Origin of the sequence: Micrococcus sp. 2A (genome assembly GCF_039519235.1) — a bacterium.
Taxonomy (GTDB): Bacteria; Actinomycetota; Actinomycetes; order Actinomycetales; family Micrococcaceae; genus Micrococcus.
On sequence record NZ_CP154351.1, the window covers coordinates 2358653 to 2376764 of the forward strand.

Below are 18112 nucleotides of genomic sequence, written 5' to 3' on the forward strand. Positions count from 1 at the left end.
GGGGTGGTCACAGGTAGGGGTTGATCCGGTCGGGGTAGGCCGCGGCGAGCTGGGCGAGGGCCTGCTTCCAGTTCGTGACGGCCTGGCCTTCGACGAGCCGGCCCTGGGCTTTGCGCTGGCCGGCGGGTTTGCCCCGGTCCCGAGCGCGTTCGGCGGCGCGTTTGTCTTCGATGTTGCAGATCGCCAGCCAGAGCAGCTTCACCGCCGCCTCGGTCGAGGGGAAGTGGCCGCGGTTCTTGGTCACCTTCCGTAGCTGGAAGTTCAGCGACTCGATGCTGTTGGTCGTGTAGATGACCTTGCGGAGCATGGGTGGGAACTGCAGGAACGGGATGAACCGCTCCCAGGAGTTCGCCCAGGTCGCGGCTGCAGACGGGTACTTCGTGCCGAGCTCGGAGGCCTCGAACTCGGCCAGCGCCTTCCTCGCGGTCTCTTCGTTGGGGGCAGTGTAGATCGGCTTCAGCGCGGCGGCGACCTTCTTGCGGTCCTGGTAGGCCACGAACCGCATCGCGGCCCGGATCAGGTGAACCACGCAGGTCTGGACCATCGAGTCCGGCCACGTCGCCTCGATCGCCTCCGGCAGGCCCTTGAGCCCGTCGCAGCACACGATCAGCACGTCCCGCACGCCCCGGTTGGCGAGATCGGCGCAGACGTGGGCCCAGAACGCCGAGCCCTCGGTGTCCTGGACCCAGATCCCCAGCACGTGCTTGATGCCCTCGAGGTCCACGCCGACGGCGATGTAGGCGGCACGGTTGAGGACCTGGCTGTTCTCTCGGATCTTGATCCGGATTGCGTCGAGATAGATCACCGGATAGAACTCCTCCAGCGGCCGCGACTGCCACGCCAGGACCTCTTCGCTCACGGCGTCGGTGATGTTGGAGATCGTCTCGTGCGACAGGTCCGTGCCGATCGTGGAGGCCAGGTGGTGCTGGATGTCCCGGATCGTCATTCCGCCGGCATAGAGGCTGATGATCATGTCATCCAGGCCCCCGAGGCGCCGCTGGCCCTTGGGCACCAGGCGCGGGGTGAACGACCCGCCCCGGTCTCGCGGGACGTCCAGCTCGATCGGCCCGACCTCGGACTCCACGGTCTTCGGGGTGGTCCCGTTGCGGGAGTTGGCGTGCTTCGGCGCCTCGCTCGAGCCCTTCTCGTAGCCCAGATGGCTGGTCAGCTCGGCCTGCAGGCCCCGCTCGAGCGCGGCCTTGACCAGCGCGGGCACGAACCCGCCGTCACCGGTGAGCTCGACGCCGCCCGCGTCGATCTGCGCGAATAGGGAATCAAGCTGCCCTGAGGCTTTCAGCTGCTCGACCAGGTCCTGGCCCGAGGGCTCGCCTGGGTTCTTCTCGTCGGTCATGGTCATGATTCTTACCGTTCCTCTCGGTACGGCTTACACAGACCATCTGACACGCCCCGGCATGGGCGTCACTGGTGACCAGGCGGACCCCGGCCAGGCCCCGGGCCACGAGGTCAGCGAAGAACTCGTTCCACGCCGCACCGGTCTCACTGGTCGCCACGCGCATCCCCAGGACCTCGCGGTGGCCGTCACCGTTGACCCCGGTAGCCAGCAGCACCACCGCGTTGACCACCCGCCCGCCCTCGCGGACCTTCATCGTCAGCGCGTCCGCGGCCACGAACGTGAACGGACCGGCCTCATCCAGGGGCCGGTGGCGGAAGGACTCCACGTGTTCATCCAGGTCCGCGGCCATCCTGGAGACCTGGGACTTGGAGAGGGCATTGATCCCCAGGGTCTTGACCAGCTTGTCCATCCGCCGGGTACTCACCCCGGCCAAGTAGCAGTCCGCCACCACGGTGATCAGCGCCGACTCCGCTCTCTTCCGGCGTTCCAGCAGCCACTCCGGGAAGTACGTCCCAGAGCGCAGCTTCGGGATGGCTACATCGACCGTGCCGACCCGGGTGTCCAGGTCCCGGTGCCGGTACCCGTTGCGCTGGGCGGACCGTGTCGGGGTGGGCTTGCCCCATTCGGCGCCGACCACCGCGTCTGCATCGGCGGAGAGCAGGGTGTTGATCATGGTCTGCAGCAAGTGGCGCATCATGTCCGGGGACGCTTCGGACAGGGCTTCGCTCAGCAGGCCGGCAGGGTCGAGAATATGAGGAGCGGTCATCGTGATGACTCCATTCGAGGGTGCTGTGAGAGGTTCACTCGAAGGATCACACGGTGGCCGCGTCCACGTCTGAGACGACGTGCCCGACCACCGGGCGCTACACCACTATGCGGGTGTAGAGATGCAGCCAAGATTTCACACGACACGCGGTGGACACTTCCGACATCCGGTGAGGAACCCTGAGGTGTGAAAAGTAAGTGCGCCCGTCTCCACCTCCAGAGTTTCCAAGGGTGGGCGGGCCGAGGTGTCACGCGGAGTCGGGGGAGTCCGGGCCTGCGTCGCCGTGAACCTCGGACGATGGGCGTTTGGATGTGCGGTTATAGACAGATGACTCCCACTCCTGCCCGCCGGGACTTCTCCACCACACCCGCTTATGCGAACCGGGTCTGACGTCATGGGGCGTCAACGGCGCGTTTCGGGTCGGGTGCCACTGCGCGGCCAGGTCCGGGCGGAGGTCTGCCAATGACAGCCCAGGCTGGGGGCGGGATCGTGCTGCTCCGGCGCGCGCTTTCCCGCAGTCCGGGCAGCCAAGGGTCTGACGTCGAGTTCGCTGCCCGACGACAGCCTCCCATTCGGCACCGCAGAGACTGCAAAGCCACCACGCGGATGCGTTCCGCGCATTCGCCACGTCCGCCGGTGTCAGGCCGCCATTCTTTGATGGATGCCACTCAGCTGCGATTGCGGGGCTCAGCTCCGCCAGTGAGCGTCCGGGCTTCGGACGAGGCGGTGGGGCGAACGGATCCCTCTTCGGTCGATCCACGTGGTGGGCGCGGGTCTCCCGTTCTGCCTCCTCGACGGCTCGGGCGGTGCCGCCGTCGACGTAGGTCTCCAGACGCAATCTGAGTTCGTCGAGGTGGGCGTGAATCGGGTGATCGGTGGGAGCAGCTGCTGCTTCCTCGAGAAGGCTGGTCATCACACGGACGGTCATGGGGTAGACGGCGGGGTCGCCGTTCTCGCAGGGGACATCGTGAGGGCCGGTCAGCGGCAGCGGGTTCTGTCTGACGCGGACGGTGACCCATCCCGCTTCTACCAGCGCCTGCGTCTTGGCTAGGTCTCGCTCGAAGGTGTCCATGTGCCAGTGGTTGCCGTCGTACTCGACGGCGATCTTCAATTCGGGGCACAGCACATCGACCCGGAAGTCCTTGTCCGCAGTCTGCACGTGCCCGTCTCCGACCACGGCGGCGGGGAGCAAGTGCGCGAGCTCGAACTGCAGGGCGATCTCCGGGCGGGAGCGTCGCCAGCCGGCCCCGCACTCCGGGCAGCCTGTGCCCAGTGCGACGCGGGATGCGACAGTTGTTCGCCATGAGTGGCCCTGGGTGCAGCTCCACCAGAAGCGACGCTGCACGCCCGTCGTCACATCGGCTGGTGTCAGGGATCCGTTGCGTTCGTGATCCCATTCGGCGGCCACCAGGGGTGCCTTCGTTGCGAGGTCGTTGCCGTAGCCGATCTTTTGACCTGAGCAATAGGGACACCCTCTGCCCAAGTAGGCGCGGTTGGCGATGCGGCTTTCGTACTCATGTCCAGCGGAGCAGATCCACCAGACAGTCGCTGATGTCCCGGGCTTCACATTTCTCGGGGTTCGCGGGGCGTTCTTGGTGGGGTGCCACTCTGATGCGAGGTCGGGGCGTTGGACTTCCAAAGAGGTCTCTGCAGTTGCCAGTCGACCGGAGCAGTAGGGGCAGCCGGCGCCGCCCTTGCTCAGCCGCCCGGCAGGGGAGAAGTAGTGCCCCATAGAGTGGTGTAGCGCACGGTGACTGGGCACGTCGTTCCGGATGTGGACGCGGCCACCGTGTGATCCTTCGAGTCAACCTTCCACAGAATCCTCGAACGGAGTCATCACGATGACCGCTCCTCATATTGTCGACCCTGCCGGCCTGCTCGGCGAAGCCCTGTCCGAAGCATCCCCGGATTTGATGCGTTCGTTGCTGCAGACCGTGATCAACTCCCTGCTCTCCGCTGACGCCGACGCGGTGGTCGGCGCCGAATGGGGTAAACCCACCCCGGGCCGAGCTACCCAGCGCAACGGGTACCGGCACCGGGACCTGGACACCCGGGTCGGGACCCTGGACGTGGCGATCCCCAAACTCAGGTCGGGCACGTACTTCCCGGAGTGGCTGCTCGAGCGCCGCAAAAGGGCCGAATCCGCGCTGATCACGGTGGTCGCCGACTGCTACCTGGCCGGGGTCTCGACCCGGCGGATGGACAAACTGGTCAAGACCCTCGGGATCAACGCGCTGTCGAAGTCCCAGGTCTCGCGGATGGCCACCGAGCTGGACGAGCAGGTCGAGTCCTTCCGTCATCGCCCGCTCGGGGAGGCTGGGCCGTTCACGTTCGTGGCCGCCGACGCGCTGAGCATGAAGGTCCGCGAGGGCGGCCGGGTGGTCAACGCCGTGGTGCTGCTGGCCACCGGGGTCAATGGTGACGGCCACCGCGAGGTCCTCGGCCTGCGGGTGGCCACCTCGGAGACGGGGTCGGCGTGGAACGAGTTCTTCGCCGACCTGGTGGCCCGGGGCCTGACCGGAGTCCGCCTGGTCACTTCCGACGCCCACACCGGGCTCAAGGACGCCATCGCCGCGAACCTGCCCGGAGCGACCTGGCAGCGGTGCCGGACCCACTACGCGGCGAACCTGATGGGCATCACCCCCAAGTCCATGTGGCCGGCCGTGAAGGCCATGCTGCACTCGGTGTATGACCAGCCCGACGCCGCCAGCGTGGACGCCCAGTTCGACCGGCTGCTGGACTACGTCAGCGAAAAGCTGCCCGCGGTGGCCGAACACCTCGATGGTGCCCGGGCGGACATCCTGGCGTTCACCACGTTCCCCAAGGACGTGTGGACCCAGATCTGGTCGAACAACCCGGCCGAACGGCTCAACCGCGAGATCCGGCGTCGCACCGACGCCGTGGGCATCTTCCCGAACCGGGCAGCGATCGTGCGCCTGGTCGGGGCGGTGCTGGCTGAGCAGACCGATGAGTGGGCCGAGGGCCGCCGCTACCTCGGCCTCGAGGTGTTGGCCCGCTGCCGCCTCACCACCGTGGACGACACCGGGAACGAGGTGAACGCCGAACCGGAAACCACCCTCGAACTCAGCGCCTAACAGCACCAATGGAGGATCAGAGCGTTACACCACTACTCGGGACTTGACCACGAATCCACTGAACTGCTTCCTGTAGCCGTCGTCGTCGGATCATGGCGTACGGGGAGAGGCCTACGTACTTGGTTGTAAGGCGGTTGACCGTGCGCGTCGATACTCCCAATGCGCCAGCGAGGTTCGACACTGTGGTGATCGATGAGTCCGCGATGACCAGGTCGGCCAGGTGGTTCGCCTGACGCGCCTCGTCGGTTATCGTCCCGACACGGTTCGACAGCCACGTCTCGACCTCGCCCAGGACGGCTGTGAGGTCGTGGACGGAAGTCTGTACCGCCGCATGTACGTCCGCTGCGCTGACGGGCACTGAGTCATCTCGGCACGCTGCCGGCTGCTGGGTGAAGGCGGGCACAGCCGCCGGGCGGAGCAAGGCGCCCAAGACCCAGCCGTCGCCGACCAAGCGACGTGTGGAGCGACGCGTGGTAGGGCCCCAGTACCGCACACCGTCGCTCTCGAAGGCGAGGTTGCTCGCCGGGAAGGCCAGCAGCTCTTGGGCGGAGTGCCGCCCCGGGGGGAGGGCCCACGTGCTGAACCACCACCACATCACCAAGTCACTGTCCTTCGGCCCTGCTGGGACCCGGGTGAAGTCCACGGGTAGCTCGGCCGGGAACAACGGCCCCCGCCCACTCAGATCCGAGGGGGTAGACATGGCAGGAATCTACAAGACCTCGCGCAGCGACGCCTTCTAGCGTGGCGCTCATGAGCACTACACAGAGCACTCCTGCCCACGGCCAGTACACCGACAACGGTCGTCCGAAAGGCTTCTCCAGCCTGACCCCGTTTGTGACGCTCAGGGACCCCAAGGCTGCGCTGGACTTCTACACCCAGGTGTTCGGCGCCCGCCTGGTGAACTCCACGGAGATGGAGGGGGTCATCATCCACGCCGAACTCGACTTCGGATGTGGCCGCCTGCAGCTCGGGGCCGCCCAGGAGGCATATCACCTGCTTGCTCTGGACCCCGAGGCTGAAGATACGCAGTTCTCCCTTGGGATCTACGTTCCGGACGTGGACAGCGTTGTCGAGACCGCCGTCGCTCGCGGCGCCGTATTGCGCGAGGCTGTCGTGGGTTTCGTCTCCGGCGACCGGTTTGGGAGCATCCGCGACCCGTTCGGCATCCGGTGGTCGGTGATGACGCGCGTGGAGGATCTCAGCGATGAGGAATCAGCTCGACGCGTCGACGAATGGGCCGCCGAAATGAGCAATCAGAGCGACTGACTCGAGTAGGTCACCTTGGGGCGTTGAGCATGTGATGGGCGGCCACCGCACGGTGGCCGCCCATCACACTCTCGAGCGGGCGTGTCAGATGGTCTGTGTAAGCCGTACCGAGAGGAACGGTAAGAATCATGACCATGACCGACGAGAAGAACCCAGGCGAGCCCTCGGGCCAGGACCTGGTCGAGCAGCTGAAAGCCTCAGGGCAGCTTGATTCCCTATTCGCGCAGATCGACGCGGGCGGCGTCGAGCTCACCGGTGACGGCGGGTTCGTGCCCGCGCTGGTCAAGGCCGCGCTCGAGCGGGGCCTGCAGGCCGAGCTGACCAGCCATCTGGGCTACGAGAAGGGCTCGAGCGAGGCGCCGAAGCACGCCAACTCCCGCAACGGGACCACCCCGAAGACCGTGGAGTCCGAGGTCGGGCCGATCGAGCTGGACGTCCCGCGAGACCGGGGCGGGTCGTTCACCCCGCGCCTGGTGCCCAAGGGCCAGCGGCGCCTCGGGGGCCTGGATGACATGATCATCAGCCTCTATGCCGGCGGAATGACGATCCGGGACATCCAGCACCACCTGGCCTCCACGATCGGCACGGACCTGTCGCACGAGACGATCTCCAACATCACCGACGCCGTGAGCGAAGAGGTCCTGGCGTGGCAGTCGCGGCCGCTGGAGGAGTTCTATCCGGTGATCTATCTCGACGCAATCCGGATCAAGATCCGAGAGAACAGCCAGGTCCTCAACCGTGCCGCCTACATCGCCGTCGGCGTGGACCTCGAGGGCATCAAGCACGTGCTGGGGATCTGGGTCCAGGACACCGAGGGCTCGGCGTTCTGGGCCCACGTCTGCGCCGATCTCGCCAACCGGGGCGTGCAGGACGTGCTGATCGTGTGCTGCGACGGGCTCAAGGGCCTGCCGGAGGCGATCGAGGCGACGTGGCCGGACTCGATGGTCCAGACCTGCGTGGTTCACCTGATCCGGGCCGCGATGCGGTTCGTGGCCTACCAGGACCGCAAGAAGGTCGCCGCCGCGCTGAAGCCGATCTACACTGCCCCCAACGAAGAGACCGCGAGGAAGGCGCTGGCCGAGTTCGAGGCCTCCGAGCTCGGCACGAAGTACCCGTCTGCAGCCGCGACCTGGGCGAACTCCTGGGAGCGGTTCATCCCGTTCCTGCAGTTCCCACCCATGCTCCGCAAGGTCATCTACACGACCAACAGCATCGAGTCGCTGAACTTCCAGCTACGGAAGGTGACCAAGAACCGCGGCCACTTCCCCTCGACCGAGGCGGCGGTGAAGCTGCTCTGGCTGGCGATCTGCAACATCGAAGACAAACGCGCCGCCGAACGCGCTCGGGACCGGGGCAAACCCGCCGGCCAGCGCAAAGCCCAGGGCCGGCTCGTCGAAGGCCAGGCCGTCACGAACTGGAAGCAGGCCCTCGCCCAGCTCGCCGCGGCCTACCCCGACCGGATCAACCCCTACCTGTGACCACCCCGCTTACACAGACAAGTTGACACGCCCTCTCGAGCGGCTGTCATATCGCACACCCTGGCTATAACGGTCGTTTGTGGCTCCTCAAATCTGCGCCAGAAGACTCGCCACCTACACCGCACCCCTCGGCGTCTTGTGCCGCGAGCCCGAGCCCTCAACGATGAGACGCATGACGATTCCCGGCTTCACCCTCCAACGCATCCCGCTCCCTTCGGGCGTCACGCTCCGCGTCGCCACCGGAGGTGAAGGGCCGGCAGTTGTGCTCCTCCACGGCCATCCTCGTACCCATGCAACCTGGCACAGGGTCGCCCCCGCCCTGGCGGGTGCCGGACTCCGGGTGATCTGCCCCGACCTGCGCGGATACGGGCAGTCCACCGCCCCCGAGCCCAGCGACGACCTTCACACCCACAGCGACCGCACTATGGCCGAAGACATCGCCCTGCTGATGACCCACCTGGGGCACGACCACTTCAGCATCGTCGGTCACGACCGGGGTAGCTACGTGGCATACCGCACTGCCCTGGACCTCCCGGAGCGCGTGGACCGCTTGGCCGTGCTGGACTGCGTCCCCATCCTGGAGGCCCTCGAACGCGCCGATGCGCACTTCGCAGAGAAGTGGTGGCACTGGTTCTTCTTCGCCTCCCCCCATGCTGAGCGGGTCATCTGCGCGGACCCACTGGCCTGGTACAAGCCCGACGCCCAGAAAATGGGACAGGAGAACTACCAGGACATGGTGACCGCGATCAGCGACCCTCAGACCGTGGGCTCCATGACCGCGGACTACCGAGCCAGCCTCCACGTCGATCGCGCCGCCGATGCCCACGACCGTGAACGCGGCCACCAGATCCAGTGCCCCACCCTGGTCGCGTGGGCGAAGCACGACGACATGGAAGACCTTTATGGGAACCCGGCAGAGGTTTGGGCCTCCTGGTGTGCCCACCGGCCCGTCAGCGCTGTCATCGACTCCGGACACCACATGGCCGAAGACAACCCCAAACAGCTCGCCACTGTTCTGACTGCATTCCTCCTCCCCTCCGGACCTCTGCGCCATGACTGAGTGGCATATTCGGTCGTTTGTGGCGAGGGGTCCCGCCATGCGTCGTGTGCGCCACCTCCGGCCCTGTCCGCCCGCCACATGACTCGCCACAACCAACCCGCCAGAGCGGCAACCGCCCCTACGTTTCTGGCGATCCCTGGGGCCCGCGGGGGCGCCCACCTGGACACCCAGTTTTCACGCCGACCGGATCCCGACCGATATGCGAAGAGTTCCCCGCGCGTCAGGTGAAATCTGCACTGCATCTCGACAGTCGAGATGCAGCGAAGATGTCGCAAACGCGATTCTATGTTCCATACGCGATAGAGATGCTCGTAGGTTGACTGGTGGGAGCTTCACTCATATGTGTGCTCCCGGCGGTTCGTTCGATGTGCCACGCTGCGCGATGCCCGGCGCGGCACGACACGCGAGGGGGCGCACGAGGCCTTCGAGCTCTCCGTCCACCCTCTCCACTCCCACGACACCGGGCTGCCCACGGCACCCCTCACCTGGTTCCAGGCGATCGAGACCTGCAACGACCTCTCCCACCGGCAGGGCCTGCAGCCGGCCTACTCCCTCGGAGAGGACAGACGCGTCGTCACCTGGGACACCTCAGCGGACGGCTGCCGGCTGCCCACCGAGGCCGAGTGGGAGTACGCCTGCCGCGCCGGAACGACCTCACCCACCTACGGGCCACTCGAGGACATCGCCTGGACCAGCATCGATCACCTCGAGGGGCCTCAACCCGTCGGGCGGAAGGAGCCCAACGCCTGGGGCCTGCAGGACATGCTCGGCAACGTGTGGGAATGGTGTTGGGACTATGCCGACCCCGCCCGCGACGGGGACTACCGCACTGTGCGCGGCGGCGGCTGGGCCGACAAGCCCTGGAGCGTGCGGGCCTCCGTCCGCCGCGGCAGCGCCCCCGACGCCGTCCTCGAGGATGTGGGGCTGCGTGTGGCGCGCGGCCCGGTGGGCGCCGACGGGGCAGCGCAAGGGTGGTCCCATGCGGCAGACCGGGAACGGGCCTCCCTCCGAGGGCCACTTCCCATGGGGTGGACTCCCCTGCGGACCATCCACACCTGAGAGGGAGCCCGCCCCATCCTCGCTGACCAGCCGCCGACGCAGCAGATGCAAGGCATGAACAGGCCGTCGTGGCACCGCCTTGCCCCCTCCACTCCACCTGTGACACGCTTCACAGCATGATGCAGCAGCAGTGACGCCGGGGGCGCACCACGCCCCCGCACCCAGGTCCCCTCAGCGCCCCCGCCCGAGCCCCGCTCGGCGCTCGGCGGCGCCCTCCTCCCTGTGGAAAGCAGTCACCCCATGCCTGACATCATCGAGTTCCCCCTGCCCACCTCAGCCGCCGACCCTCAGTGGCAGGACTACTGCCGCCTCGGCCGTGAGTACAACCACGAGCTGCTCGGCACCACCGAGTGGGACGAGTCCCCCGAGGACGCCCTCCTCCAGGCCGCCGCCGAGACCGACTACACCCAACGCCGCTACCTCGCGCACGTGGACGGCGAGGCCGTCGGCCGCGCGCGCATCCTGGTCAACCACGTGGACGACCCCGACGCCGCCGCCCTGCACGTCGACGTCCACCCCGACCACCGCGGCCGAGGCGTCGGCCGCGCGCTGGCCGACCGGCTCGTGCAGGACACGGCCGGATTCACCCGCTTCGAGACGTGGCCCATGGCCGCCCCGCCCGCCCCCGGCGAGCAGGTTCTCATGCCCTCGAGCAGGGCCGGCGCGGTTCCCGCCGCTCACCCCGGGGTACGGCTCGCCCAGTCGTACGGCTTCGCGGTCGCCCAGATCGAACGGGTGAGCCGGTACGACGTTGCCGCCCCCGCCGTCGACCCGGCCGCCGCCCTCGCGGAGGCCGAACGCTTCTCGGCCGACTACGAGGTGCACGCTTGGGAGGGGCCCGGCGACGCGTCCGCACGGGCCGACCTCGCCGTGCTCAAGGCGCGCATGTCCATGGACGTGCCCGCCGGGGACCTGACCGTGGCCGAGCAGACGTGGGACGCGGAGCGCGTCCGCCGCACGGAGGAGCAGATCCTCCTGACCGGGCGCCTCTTCCGGGCGGCGGCGCGACACCGCGGCACGGGCCGGATCGTGGGGCTGAACGAGCTGGTGGCGCCGCGCTCCCGGGCGAGCGGCGTCGTCGACCAGTGGGACACCATCGTGCTGCCCGAGCACCGCGGGCACCGGCTGGGGATGCGCGTGAAGGCGACGAACCTCCTCGCCCTGCGGGGGGCCATGCCCGAGGCCCGCGCGATCATCACCTGGAACGCCGAGGAGAACCGGCCCATGCTCCACGTCAACGAGGCGCTCGGCTTCCGGCCGATCCTGGTGGAGGCGGCGATGGAGGCGACGGCACCGCTGCGGCGCCCGGCCACCCCCGCGAATCGACTGCAGAAGTGACCCGTATGACGCCCTCATCGGACCCCAGAAGGGTCATTTCCGCAGGGGATCCCCCGGCGCCGACGCGCACCCTCGAGGAGATCTGGCCGCCCTACGAGCTCGTCGTGGAGTCCGGCGACCTCCGGATGACCGCGCTGCGCGAGGCCGACGTGCCGGAGGTGCTCGACGTCGTCGCCGCCGGGATCCATCACCCGTCCTGGACGCCCTTCCTCTTCCCGTGGACGGACGCCCCGGCGGAGGAGATGCCCGCGAACTACCTGCGGTTCTTCGCCTCCACCCTCACCCGCACCGTGGACGGCGGCGTGAGCCTCGAGCTCGTGGTGCGGCGGAACGGCCGGGTGGTCGGGATGCAGGGCCTGAACGGTCCCGACGTCGCGGCCACCCGCCGCCTGGAGACCGGCTCCTGGCTCGGCCTGCCCTTCCAGGGGCAGGGGCTGGGCACCCGGATGCGGCGCATGGTGTGCGCGCTGGCCTTCGAGGGCCTGGGCCTCGACGCCGTCACCTCCTCCGCCTGGGAGGACAACGCCGCCTCCCGCCGGGTCAGCGAGAAGGTCGGCTACCGGGAGACCGGGCGCGGCGAGGCCGAGCGCCGCGGCGTCCCGACCGGTGAGGTGTACTTCGAGCTGCGTCCCGAGGAGCTCGCGCGCGGGGACGAGCCGGTGCGGATCACAGGCGACGAGGAGCTGCGGCGGTTCCTCGGGCTGGCGGTCGACTGACGAGACCAGCCGTCATCGCAGCGCATGGCCCCTCTCACACCACCTCTGCGGGAGCTGCGGCATTGCCCTCCCCCGCGGTGCTTGGTGGACTTCCCTCCACACTCCCATCACCCCCTCCGGCCCCACCCCGGCCGAGAAACCCCCTGTGAGGACGCCATGACCACCTCAGCACCCCTCGCCCCCGCCACCGCACCCGACGACGCCGGCCCCGACGGCGGCTCCCGCCTGATCCTGGTGACCGGCGCCAGCGGCTACGTCGGCGGCCGCCTGGTCCCGAAGCTCCTCGCCGCCGGCCACCGCGTCCGCACCACCCGCCGCGACCAGTCCAAGGACCAGCCGTGGTGGTCCGACCGCGTCGAGACGGTCACCATGGACGTCAACGACGCCGACCAGGTCCGGGCCGCCTGCGAGGGCGTCGACGTCGTCTACTACCTCGTGCACGGCATGGGCGGGGACGACTTCATGGAGAAGGACCGCGAGGCGGCCCGCATCATGCGGGACGCCGCGGACGGAGCCGGCGTCGAGCGCATCGTCTACCTCTCCGGCCTGATCCCCGAGGAGGCGCCCCGCGAGGAGCTCTCCGACCACCTGGCCTCCCGCCTGGAGGTGGAGGAGATCCTCAGCCAGGCGCAGGCCGGCGTGATCACCCTGCGCGCGGCGGTGCTGATGGGCAGCGGCTCCACCTCCTTCGAGGTCATCCGCCAGATCAGCGAGCGCATGCCGCTGCAGACCGTGCCGACCTGGATGGACCACCTCGTCCAGCCCATCGCGATCGTGGACGCGCTCGAGGCGCTGGTGGCCTCCGCCGACGTCGACTCCCCCACCCGCAGCTACGACATCGGCGGCCCCGAGCGGCTGCGCTACCCCGAGCTGCTGTCCCGCTACGCCGAGCTGGCCGGCCTCACCCGGCCCCAGGTGGACGTCCCGCTCCTGCCGACCCAGCTGGTGAGCGTCCTCGCCGGGCGGCTGACGGACGTGCCCGCCCCCGTGGTGGAGGCCCTGCTGGACAGCCTGCACCACGACATGGTCTGCCGGGAGCAGGACTTCGTGCGGGACCTGCTGCCGCAGGGCTACGAGCTGATGGGCCTGGACGAGTCGATCCGCCGGTCCCTGGCGGATCCGCGCGGCGCCGAGCCCGCAGACCCGGACACGGCCGACCCCATGGGCCCGATGCCGCACGACCCCTCGTGGGCCGGCGGCGGCGAGGAGTCCCTGCTCCAGCGCGCCGCCGACGCCGCCCGCGGCCTGCTGCCGGGCAGGGACTGACCGGGCGGCCAGTGATAGGCGCGTCGTCGGCGTCCCTGCTTGACTGGCTCGACGGCGATCCACTCCCACCCCGCGCTTCGTCGAACGCAGGTGCCGGCCGCCGGCACCCACCACGCCTGAGGAGGGCACCATGACCGACCAGAAGAACCCCGAGATGAAGAACTCCGACGCCCCGGGCGACCAGGACCAGGCCGCCCAGCAGCAGCCCGCCGAGGTCGACGGCCTCGCCGAGAAGGCGGAGCAGGCCGAGAAGGAGACCGTGGCCGACGACGACGGCGGCTACGGCCACTGAGCCCCACCCCCTCCGACGACGCCCCGGGTGCCGAGCGCATCCGGGGCGTCGTCGTCCCTCCCCTGACCAGGGGGGATGCCCGCGAGGCAACGCGCGGGGGCATAGGATCGGGGCCGCTCCCCGTCCCCCACCTGAGGCCCGTGATGTCCCCCCGCCTGCGCCCCGGCCAGAGCCTGCTGCTCGCCTCCCTCGTCTTCGGCCTGTTCTTCGGCGCGGGGAACCTGATCTTCCCCGCCGGGCTCGGCCGCGACGCGGGCTCGGCCGTCACCGCGGCCACGGTCGGATTCCTCGCCACGGCGGTCGGCCTGCCGGTCCTCGGCATCGTGGCCTCCGCCCTGACCGGGTCCCGCTCCGTGCGCGACATGACGTCCCCGATCTCGCGGCGCTTCGCCGTCGTCTTCACGTGCCTGCTGTACCTGACCATCGGCCCGCTGTTCGCGATCCCGCGCACCGCGATGGTGTCCTACGAGATCGGCGTGACCCCGCTCGCCGGGGACAGCACCCTGGGGCGCGTCCTGTTCTCGCTGCTGTTCTTCGCCCTCGCCGCGGTGGCCGCGTTCCGTCCCGGCCGGCTCATGGACTGGATCGGCCGCTACCTGACGCCGGTGTTCCTGGTCCTGCTGGGCGCGCTCGCCGTCGTCGCCCTGCTCTCCCCCATGACCACGGATCCCCTGCCGGCACCCGCCCCCGCGTACGCCGAGACGCCCCTCGTGCAGGGCTTCCTGGACGGCTACAACACGATGGACGCCCTCGCGTCCCTGGCCTTCGCGGTGGTGATCGTCGACGCCGCCCGCCGTCTCGGCGTCGAGAGCCCCCGCCGCATGGCGGTCGAGCTGGGCAAGGCCGGGGTGGTCGGCGGCCTGGGCATGGCGGCCGTGTACGCGGCGCTCGCCTACATCGGTGCCACGAGCGTCGGTGCGATCGCGCAGGCGGACAACGGCGGGGACGTCCTCGCCGGCACCTCGCAGCACTACTTCGGCGCCGCGGGCCTGTACCTGATCGCGGCGATCGTGTTCGTGGCCTGCCTGAAGACGTGCATCGGCCTGATCGTCGCGTGCGCGCAGATGTTCTCCGACCTGTTCCCCGGCGTCTACCGCGTGTGGGCGGGGGCCTTCCTGCTCGTCTCGTTCGCCGTGGCCAACCTCGGCCTCGACGCGATCGTGGCGTGGTCCGTCCCCGTGCTGATGCTGCTCTACCCGATCGCCGTCGTCGTGATCCTGCTCGGCCTGGCGTGGAGCCGGGTGCGCCACCACCTGGTGGTGGCCCGCTGCGTGGTGGCGTTCACGGCCGCGGCCGCGCTGTTCGACCTCCTCGGGGCGCTGCCCAAGCCCCTCGCCGCGACGCCGGCGGTCACCGCCCTCACCGGCCTCGCCGCGCGGGTGCTGCCGGGATACGAGGTGGGCTTCGGATGGGTCGTCCCGGCCCTGGTGGGGCTCGCCGTCGGCGTGGGGCTGGCGGTGTCCCGACGGCGGACGTCGTCGAGGGAGGCGGAGGGCATGGGCCGAGGGGAGCGGCTGTGCCACCATGACCTGGATCACGCACAGACCCAGGGGGAGTCATGACACAGGTGGACATCGGGACGCAGGCCGTCGAAGACCGCGGCGATCGGCGGGACGAGCAGCGTGTCCGCGGGATCGGGCATCTGCGACATCCGGTGGTGTCCGGAGGGCTGATCGGGGTGGTCGGCGGGGCGGCGTTCCTGTTCGCCGGGATCGCCGGACTGCCCCCGACGTGGCAGGGGACCCTTCGCGGGCTGGCGTTCTCCCTCCTCGGCGTCGCCCTCGTGGCGGTCCTGGTCCGCCGCCGGGTCCTGGCCGCCCTGCCGCCCCCGGCACCCGGGGCGATGCGGGTGTACGGGGCGGCCGTCGTCGTGATGCTGCTGCTGTTCCCCGTGACCGCCCTGCTGGCCCGGGCCGTGGACGCGCCGACGGCGCAGATCGCCCTGGTGGCGGCCGTGGTGGGCGGGCACTTCCTGCCGTTCGCGCGGGCGTTCGGCGCACCGGTGTTCCGGTGGATCGGCGGGTCCATGCTGGCCCTGGGCCTGATCGGGGCGCTGCTGGCGAGCCTCGGCACACCCGCCGCGGGGCCGGCCGGGGCCGCGGCCGCGGGCGCGGCCATGCTGCTGATCGTGGCGGGGCAGGCGCTGCGGCAGGGGGCGCCCCGCCGCACCGAACGGCGTCCGCATGGCCACTAGCCTCCACCCATGAGATCCCCCTCCCGCGCCGAGGCCAACCGGCACACCTACGACGACGCCCGCCTCGCCGCCGTCTACGACGTCAACAATCCCGCCGTGGAGGACCACGTCTTCTTCCGCCGCGTGGCGGACGAGGTCGCGGCCGACGTCGCGGCTCGCCTCGGTGGGACCGACCGCCCGGACGGCCCCACCGTCCGCATCGTCGACCTCGGCTGCGGGACCGGCATCCTCACGGTGACGCTCGCGGGGGCGGGGCGGGACGTCGTCGGGATCGACCCGGCCGCGGCCATGCTCGAGGCAGCCCGCACCCGCCCAGGCGGGGACGGCGTGACGTGGAGACACGGCACCGCGGAGCTGATCGAGCCGGACTCCGCGCACCTGGCGGTGATGAGCGGCAACGTGGCCATGCACCTGATCGGCGAGGACTGGCGCGAGGCGCTGCGACGGATCGACGCGGGGCTCGTCCCCGGCGGCCGGCTGGTATTCGAGACGCGCAACCCCGCCCGGCGTGCGTGGGAGGGCTGGCACCAGGACCCCACGGCGCGCACGACGCCGGCCGGTCGCCTCATCGAGTCGGAGCGCACCTCCGCCCCGAGCGAGGACGGGGTGGTCACCATGCACCTGCGCACCGAGTTCCCCGACTCCGGCGACGTGCTGGAGCTGGAGCAGCACCTGCAGTTCCGCTCCGCGGAGCAGGTCCGGGCGGACCTGGCCGCGGCAGGGCTGAGCGTGGAGCGGATCTCCGGCGACTGGCACCGCACCCCGTTCGACCCGGCTGAGCACCGGGTGCTCGTGGTGGAGGCGCTGCGGGGCTGAGGGGCGCCCGCGGGCCGGCTCCCCCGAAGGTCGCAGGACGGCCCGCGCAGACCCCTGCTTTCGGCGGTCCCCGGCGTGCCTGTGCGGCGCTTAGCCTCGGGGCATGACCGAGACCACCCCCGCGCCGGCCCCCACGGAGCCGGAGTCCACCTCCTCATCCACGAAGGGCCCGCCGGATCGCACGGCTGCGCAGGCGTGGCCCTACGCCCTCGCGGCGGCCGTCTACCTGGCGGCCCCGTTCGGCCTCGGCGCCGCTCTGCCGGCCGAGACCGCCACGACGGCCCTGCTCGGTTTGCTGACCGTCGGCGCGCTGACGCTCGGGGCGGTCGACGGCGTCGTGTTCCGCAGCACGTGGGCGTTCCCCGTGCTCACGGCGATCCTCGCCCTGCTCGGACTGGGGATGTACACCCACGACGGCACCTGGATCTACGCGCTCGGCGTGCTGGCCCTGAGCCGCCTCGGCGGCGCGCTCAGCGGCCGACTCCGGCGGAGGCGCTGAGGCATGGAGATCTGGACCCTCGACCACCCGCAGCACGGCCGGCTGGAGCTGCGGCAGGGGTTCGACGCCGAGTTCCTCGCCGACGACCCGGGCTGGCCGCAGCCGGAGGAGGGCGACGTCGTCGACGGGACCGGCGCGTCGGCCCCTGTGCGCGCCGGTGAGCGGGCTCCCCTGGACGCGCCGCTCCGGGACCGCGTGCGGGCCCGGGTGAAGAACCCGCCGCTGCGGCTCCAGGTGCGCATCAAGGGCGAGGTCACCGGCCGCTACCCGCGCACCGGCGTGGGGGAGGTCCGGCTGAAGAACCCGAAGACGGAGAAGGACGGCTTCTCCACGGTGGAGTCGAACCCGGCGTCGAACCTGCGGCGACTGAGGGTCCAGGCGAACGCCCTGAGCGACATCCTCTCCGTGCAGTTCCGCGAGGGCTCGTCCGTGGTGGAGTTCGACCCGCCGCCCGGCTCGCGGGGCGCCCGTCGGCAGGCGGCCATGGAGTCCAGCAGCGTGAAGCGGATCCTCTATCCGCTGATGGGCGGGCTCGGGAAGGCCGGCGGGGCCATCCTCGTCCTGGTGCTCTTCCCCCTCCTGGCGAAGCTGCTGCCGGACTGGCAGGTGGACCTGCCGGAGTTCCACCTCCCCCGGATCCGCCTGCCCGTGCCGACCATGCCGCAGATCCACCTGCCGGTGCCCCGGCTCCCCGAGTGGGAGATCGACGTCCCCTCACTGCCCGGCTGGCTGCGGACGGTGCTGGAGCACGACGAGGTCTGGAAGCCCGTGCTCCTCGGCCTGGTGCTCGGCGTCGTCGCGGTGCGGAACCATCGGCGCTCGGAACGGCAGAAGGCCGCCTGGGCGGCGGAGCGGGCGGTCGCCGGCGAAGCCCGCGTCGGTCAGGCCTCGAGCACCAGTCGCTCGTAGCCGG

At 70.0% G+C, this 18112-nt stretch carries 17 protein-coding genes; 14 read left to right on the plus strand and 3 right to left on the minus strand.

The genetic code is table 11. The annotated features are described in order from the left end of the window. Positions 1 to 7: 7 nt before the first annotated feature. The 3 genes from AAG742_RS10925 to AAG742_RS10935 all read right to left on the minus strand — a co-directional run bounded on the left by AAG742_RS10925 (position 8) and on the right by AAG742_RS10935 (position 3528). Entirely contained in the window at positions 8 to 1351 is a 1344-nt protein-coding gene (locus tag AAG742_RS10925) for an IS256-like element ISMlu11 family transposase (protein WP_115165526.1), read from the minus strand. Further along, positions 1275 to 2120 carry an IS256 family transposase gene (locus tag AAG742_RS10930; RefSeq protein ID WP_343282149.1) on the minus strand — a complete coding sequence of 282 codons (846 nt, stop codon included), beginning with the start codon at positions 2118 to 2120 and terminating at the stop codon, positions 1275 to 1277. The genes AAG742_RS10925 and AAG742_RS10930 overlap by 77 nt, the downstream gene beginning before the upstream one ends. A 247-nt stretch (positions 2121 to 2367) precedes the next feature. Further along, positions 2368 to 3528, minus strand: a complete 1161-nt coding sequence (locus AAG742_RS10935) for a zinc-ribbon domain-containing protein (protein WP_343282150.1) — start codon at positions 3526 to 3528, stop codon at positions 2368 to 2370. Between the two features lie 433 nt (positions 3529 to 3961). Here AAG742_RS10935 and AAG742_RS10940 point away from each other — a divergent pair, with 433 nt between their 5' ends. From AAG742_RS10940 to AAG742_RS11005, 14 genes are all read left to right on the plus strand, one after another. Further along, positions 3962 to 5215: an IS256-like element ISMlu1 family transposase gene (locus AAG742_RS10940; protein WP_010078638.1), complete on the plus strand. Its 1254-nt coding sequence runs from the start codon at positions 3962 to 3964 to the stop codon at positions 5213 to 5215. 750 nt (positions 5216 to 5965) lie between these two features. Next, positions 5966 to 6481, plus strand: a complete 516-nt coding sequence (locus AAG742_RS10945) for a VOC family protein (protein WP_298714791.1) — start codon at positions 5966 to 5968, stop codon at positions 6479 to 6481. Positions 6482 to 6615: 134 nt separating this feature from the next. Next, on the plus strand, positions 6616 to 7959 hold the full coding sequence (locus AAG742_RS10950; RefSeq protein WP_010078807.1) for an IS256-like element ISMlu11 family transposase: 1344 nt from the start codon (positions 6616 to 6618) through the stop codon (positions 7957 to 7959). 172 nt (positions 7960 to 8131) lie between these two features. Beyond that, positions 8132 to 9019: an alpha/beta hydrolase gene (locus AAG742_RS10955; protein ID WP_298710223.1), complete on the plus strand. Its 888-nt coding sequence runs from the start codon at positions 8132 to 8134 to the stop codon at positions 9017 to 9019. Positions 9020 to 9361: 342 nt separating this feature from the next. After that, entirely contained in the window at positions 9362 to 10078 is a 717-nt protein-coding gene (locus tag AAG742_RS10960; RefSeq protein WP_298710221.1) for an SUMF1/EgtB/PvdO family nonheme iron enzyme, read from the plus strand. 240 nt (positions 10079 to 10318) lie between these two features. Next, positions 10319 to 11416 (plus strand): GNAT family N-acetyltransferase, encoded by a 1098-nt coding sequence (locus tag AAG742_RS10965; RefSeq protein WP_298710220.1) that lies wholly within the window; start codon positions 10319 to 10321, stop codon positions 11414 to 11416. A 5-nt stretch (positions 11417 to 11421) separates the two neighbouring features. Next, on the plus strand, positions 11422 to 12132 hold the full coding sequence (locus tag AAG742_RS10970; RefSeq protein WP_298710229.1) for a GNAT family protein: 711 nt from the start codon (positions 11422 to 11424) through the stop codon (positions 12130 to 12132). A 156-nt stretch (positions 12133 to 12288) separates the two neighbouring features. Continuing rightward, positions 12289 to 13398, plus strand: a complete 1110-nt coding sequence (locus tag AAG742_RS10975) for an NAD(P)H-binding protein (protein WP_298710218.1) — start codon at positions 12289 to 12291, stop codon at positions 13396 to 13398. Between the two features lie 130 nt (positions 13399 to 13528). Continuing rightward, the gene (locus tag AAG742_RS10980; protein ID WP_298710216.1) at positions 13529 to 13690 is read left to right on the plus strand and encodes a hypothetical protein; all 162 of its coding nucleotides are present in this window, start codon (positions 13529 to 13531) and stop codon (positions 13688 to 13690) included. A 143-nt stretch (positions 13691 to 13833) separates the two neighbouring features. After that, complete coding sequence (brnQ, locus tag AAG742_RS10985) at positions 13834 to 15252, plus strand: branched-chain amino acid transport system II carrier protein (protein WP_298710214.1); 1419 nt, start codon at positions 13834 to 13836, stop codon at positions 15250 to 15252. Continuing rightward, positions 15249 to 15884 carry a hypothetical protein gene (locus AAG742_RS10990; protein ID WP_298710212.1) on the plus strand — a complete coding sequence of 212 codons (636 nt, stop codon included), beginning with the start codon at positions 15249 to 15251 and terminating at the stop codon, positions 15882 to 15884. The genes brnQ and AAG742_RS10990 overlap by 4 nt, the downstream gene beginning before the upstream one ends. Positions 15885 to 15893: 9 nt before the next feature. Further along, positions 15894 to 16700, plus strand: a complete 807-nt coding sequence (locus tag AAG742_RS10995; RefSeq protein ID WP_298710210.1) for a class I SAM-dependent methyltransferase — start codon at positions 15894 to 15896, stop codon at positions 16698 to 16700. Between the two features lie 103 nt (positions 16701 to 16803). Beyond that, entirely contained in the window at positions 16804 to 17199 is a 396-nt protein-coding gene (locus AAG742_RS11000; protein WP_298710208.1) for a hypothetical protein, read from the plus strand. A 3-nt stretch (positions 17200 to 17202) separates the two neighbouring features. Then, a complete protein-coding gene (locus AAG742_RS11005) occupies positions 17203 to 18108 on the plus strand; it encodes a hypothetical protein (protein ID WP_298710206.1) in 906 nt (301 codons plus the stop codon). Positions 18109 to 18112: the final 4 nt, after the last annotated feature.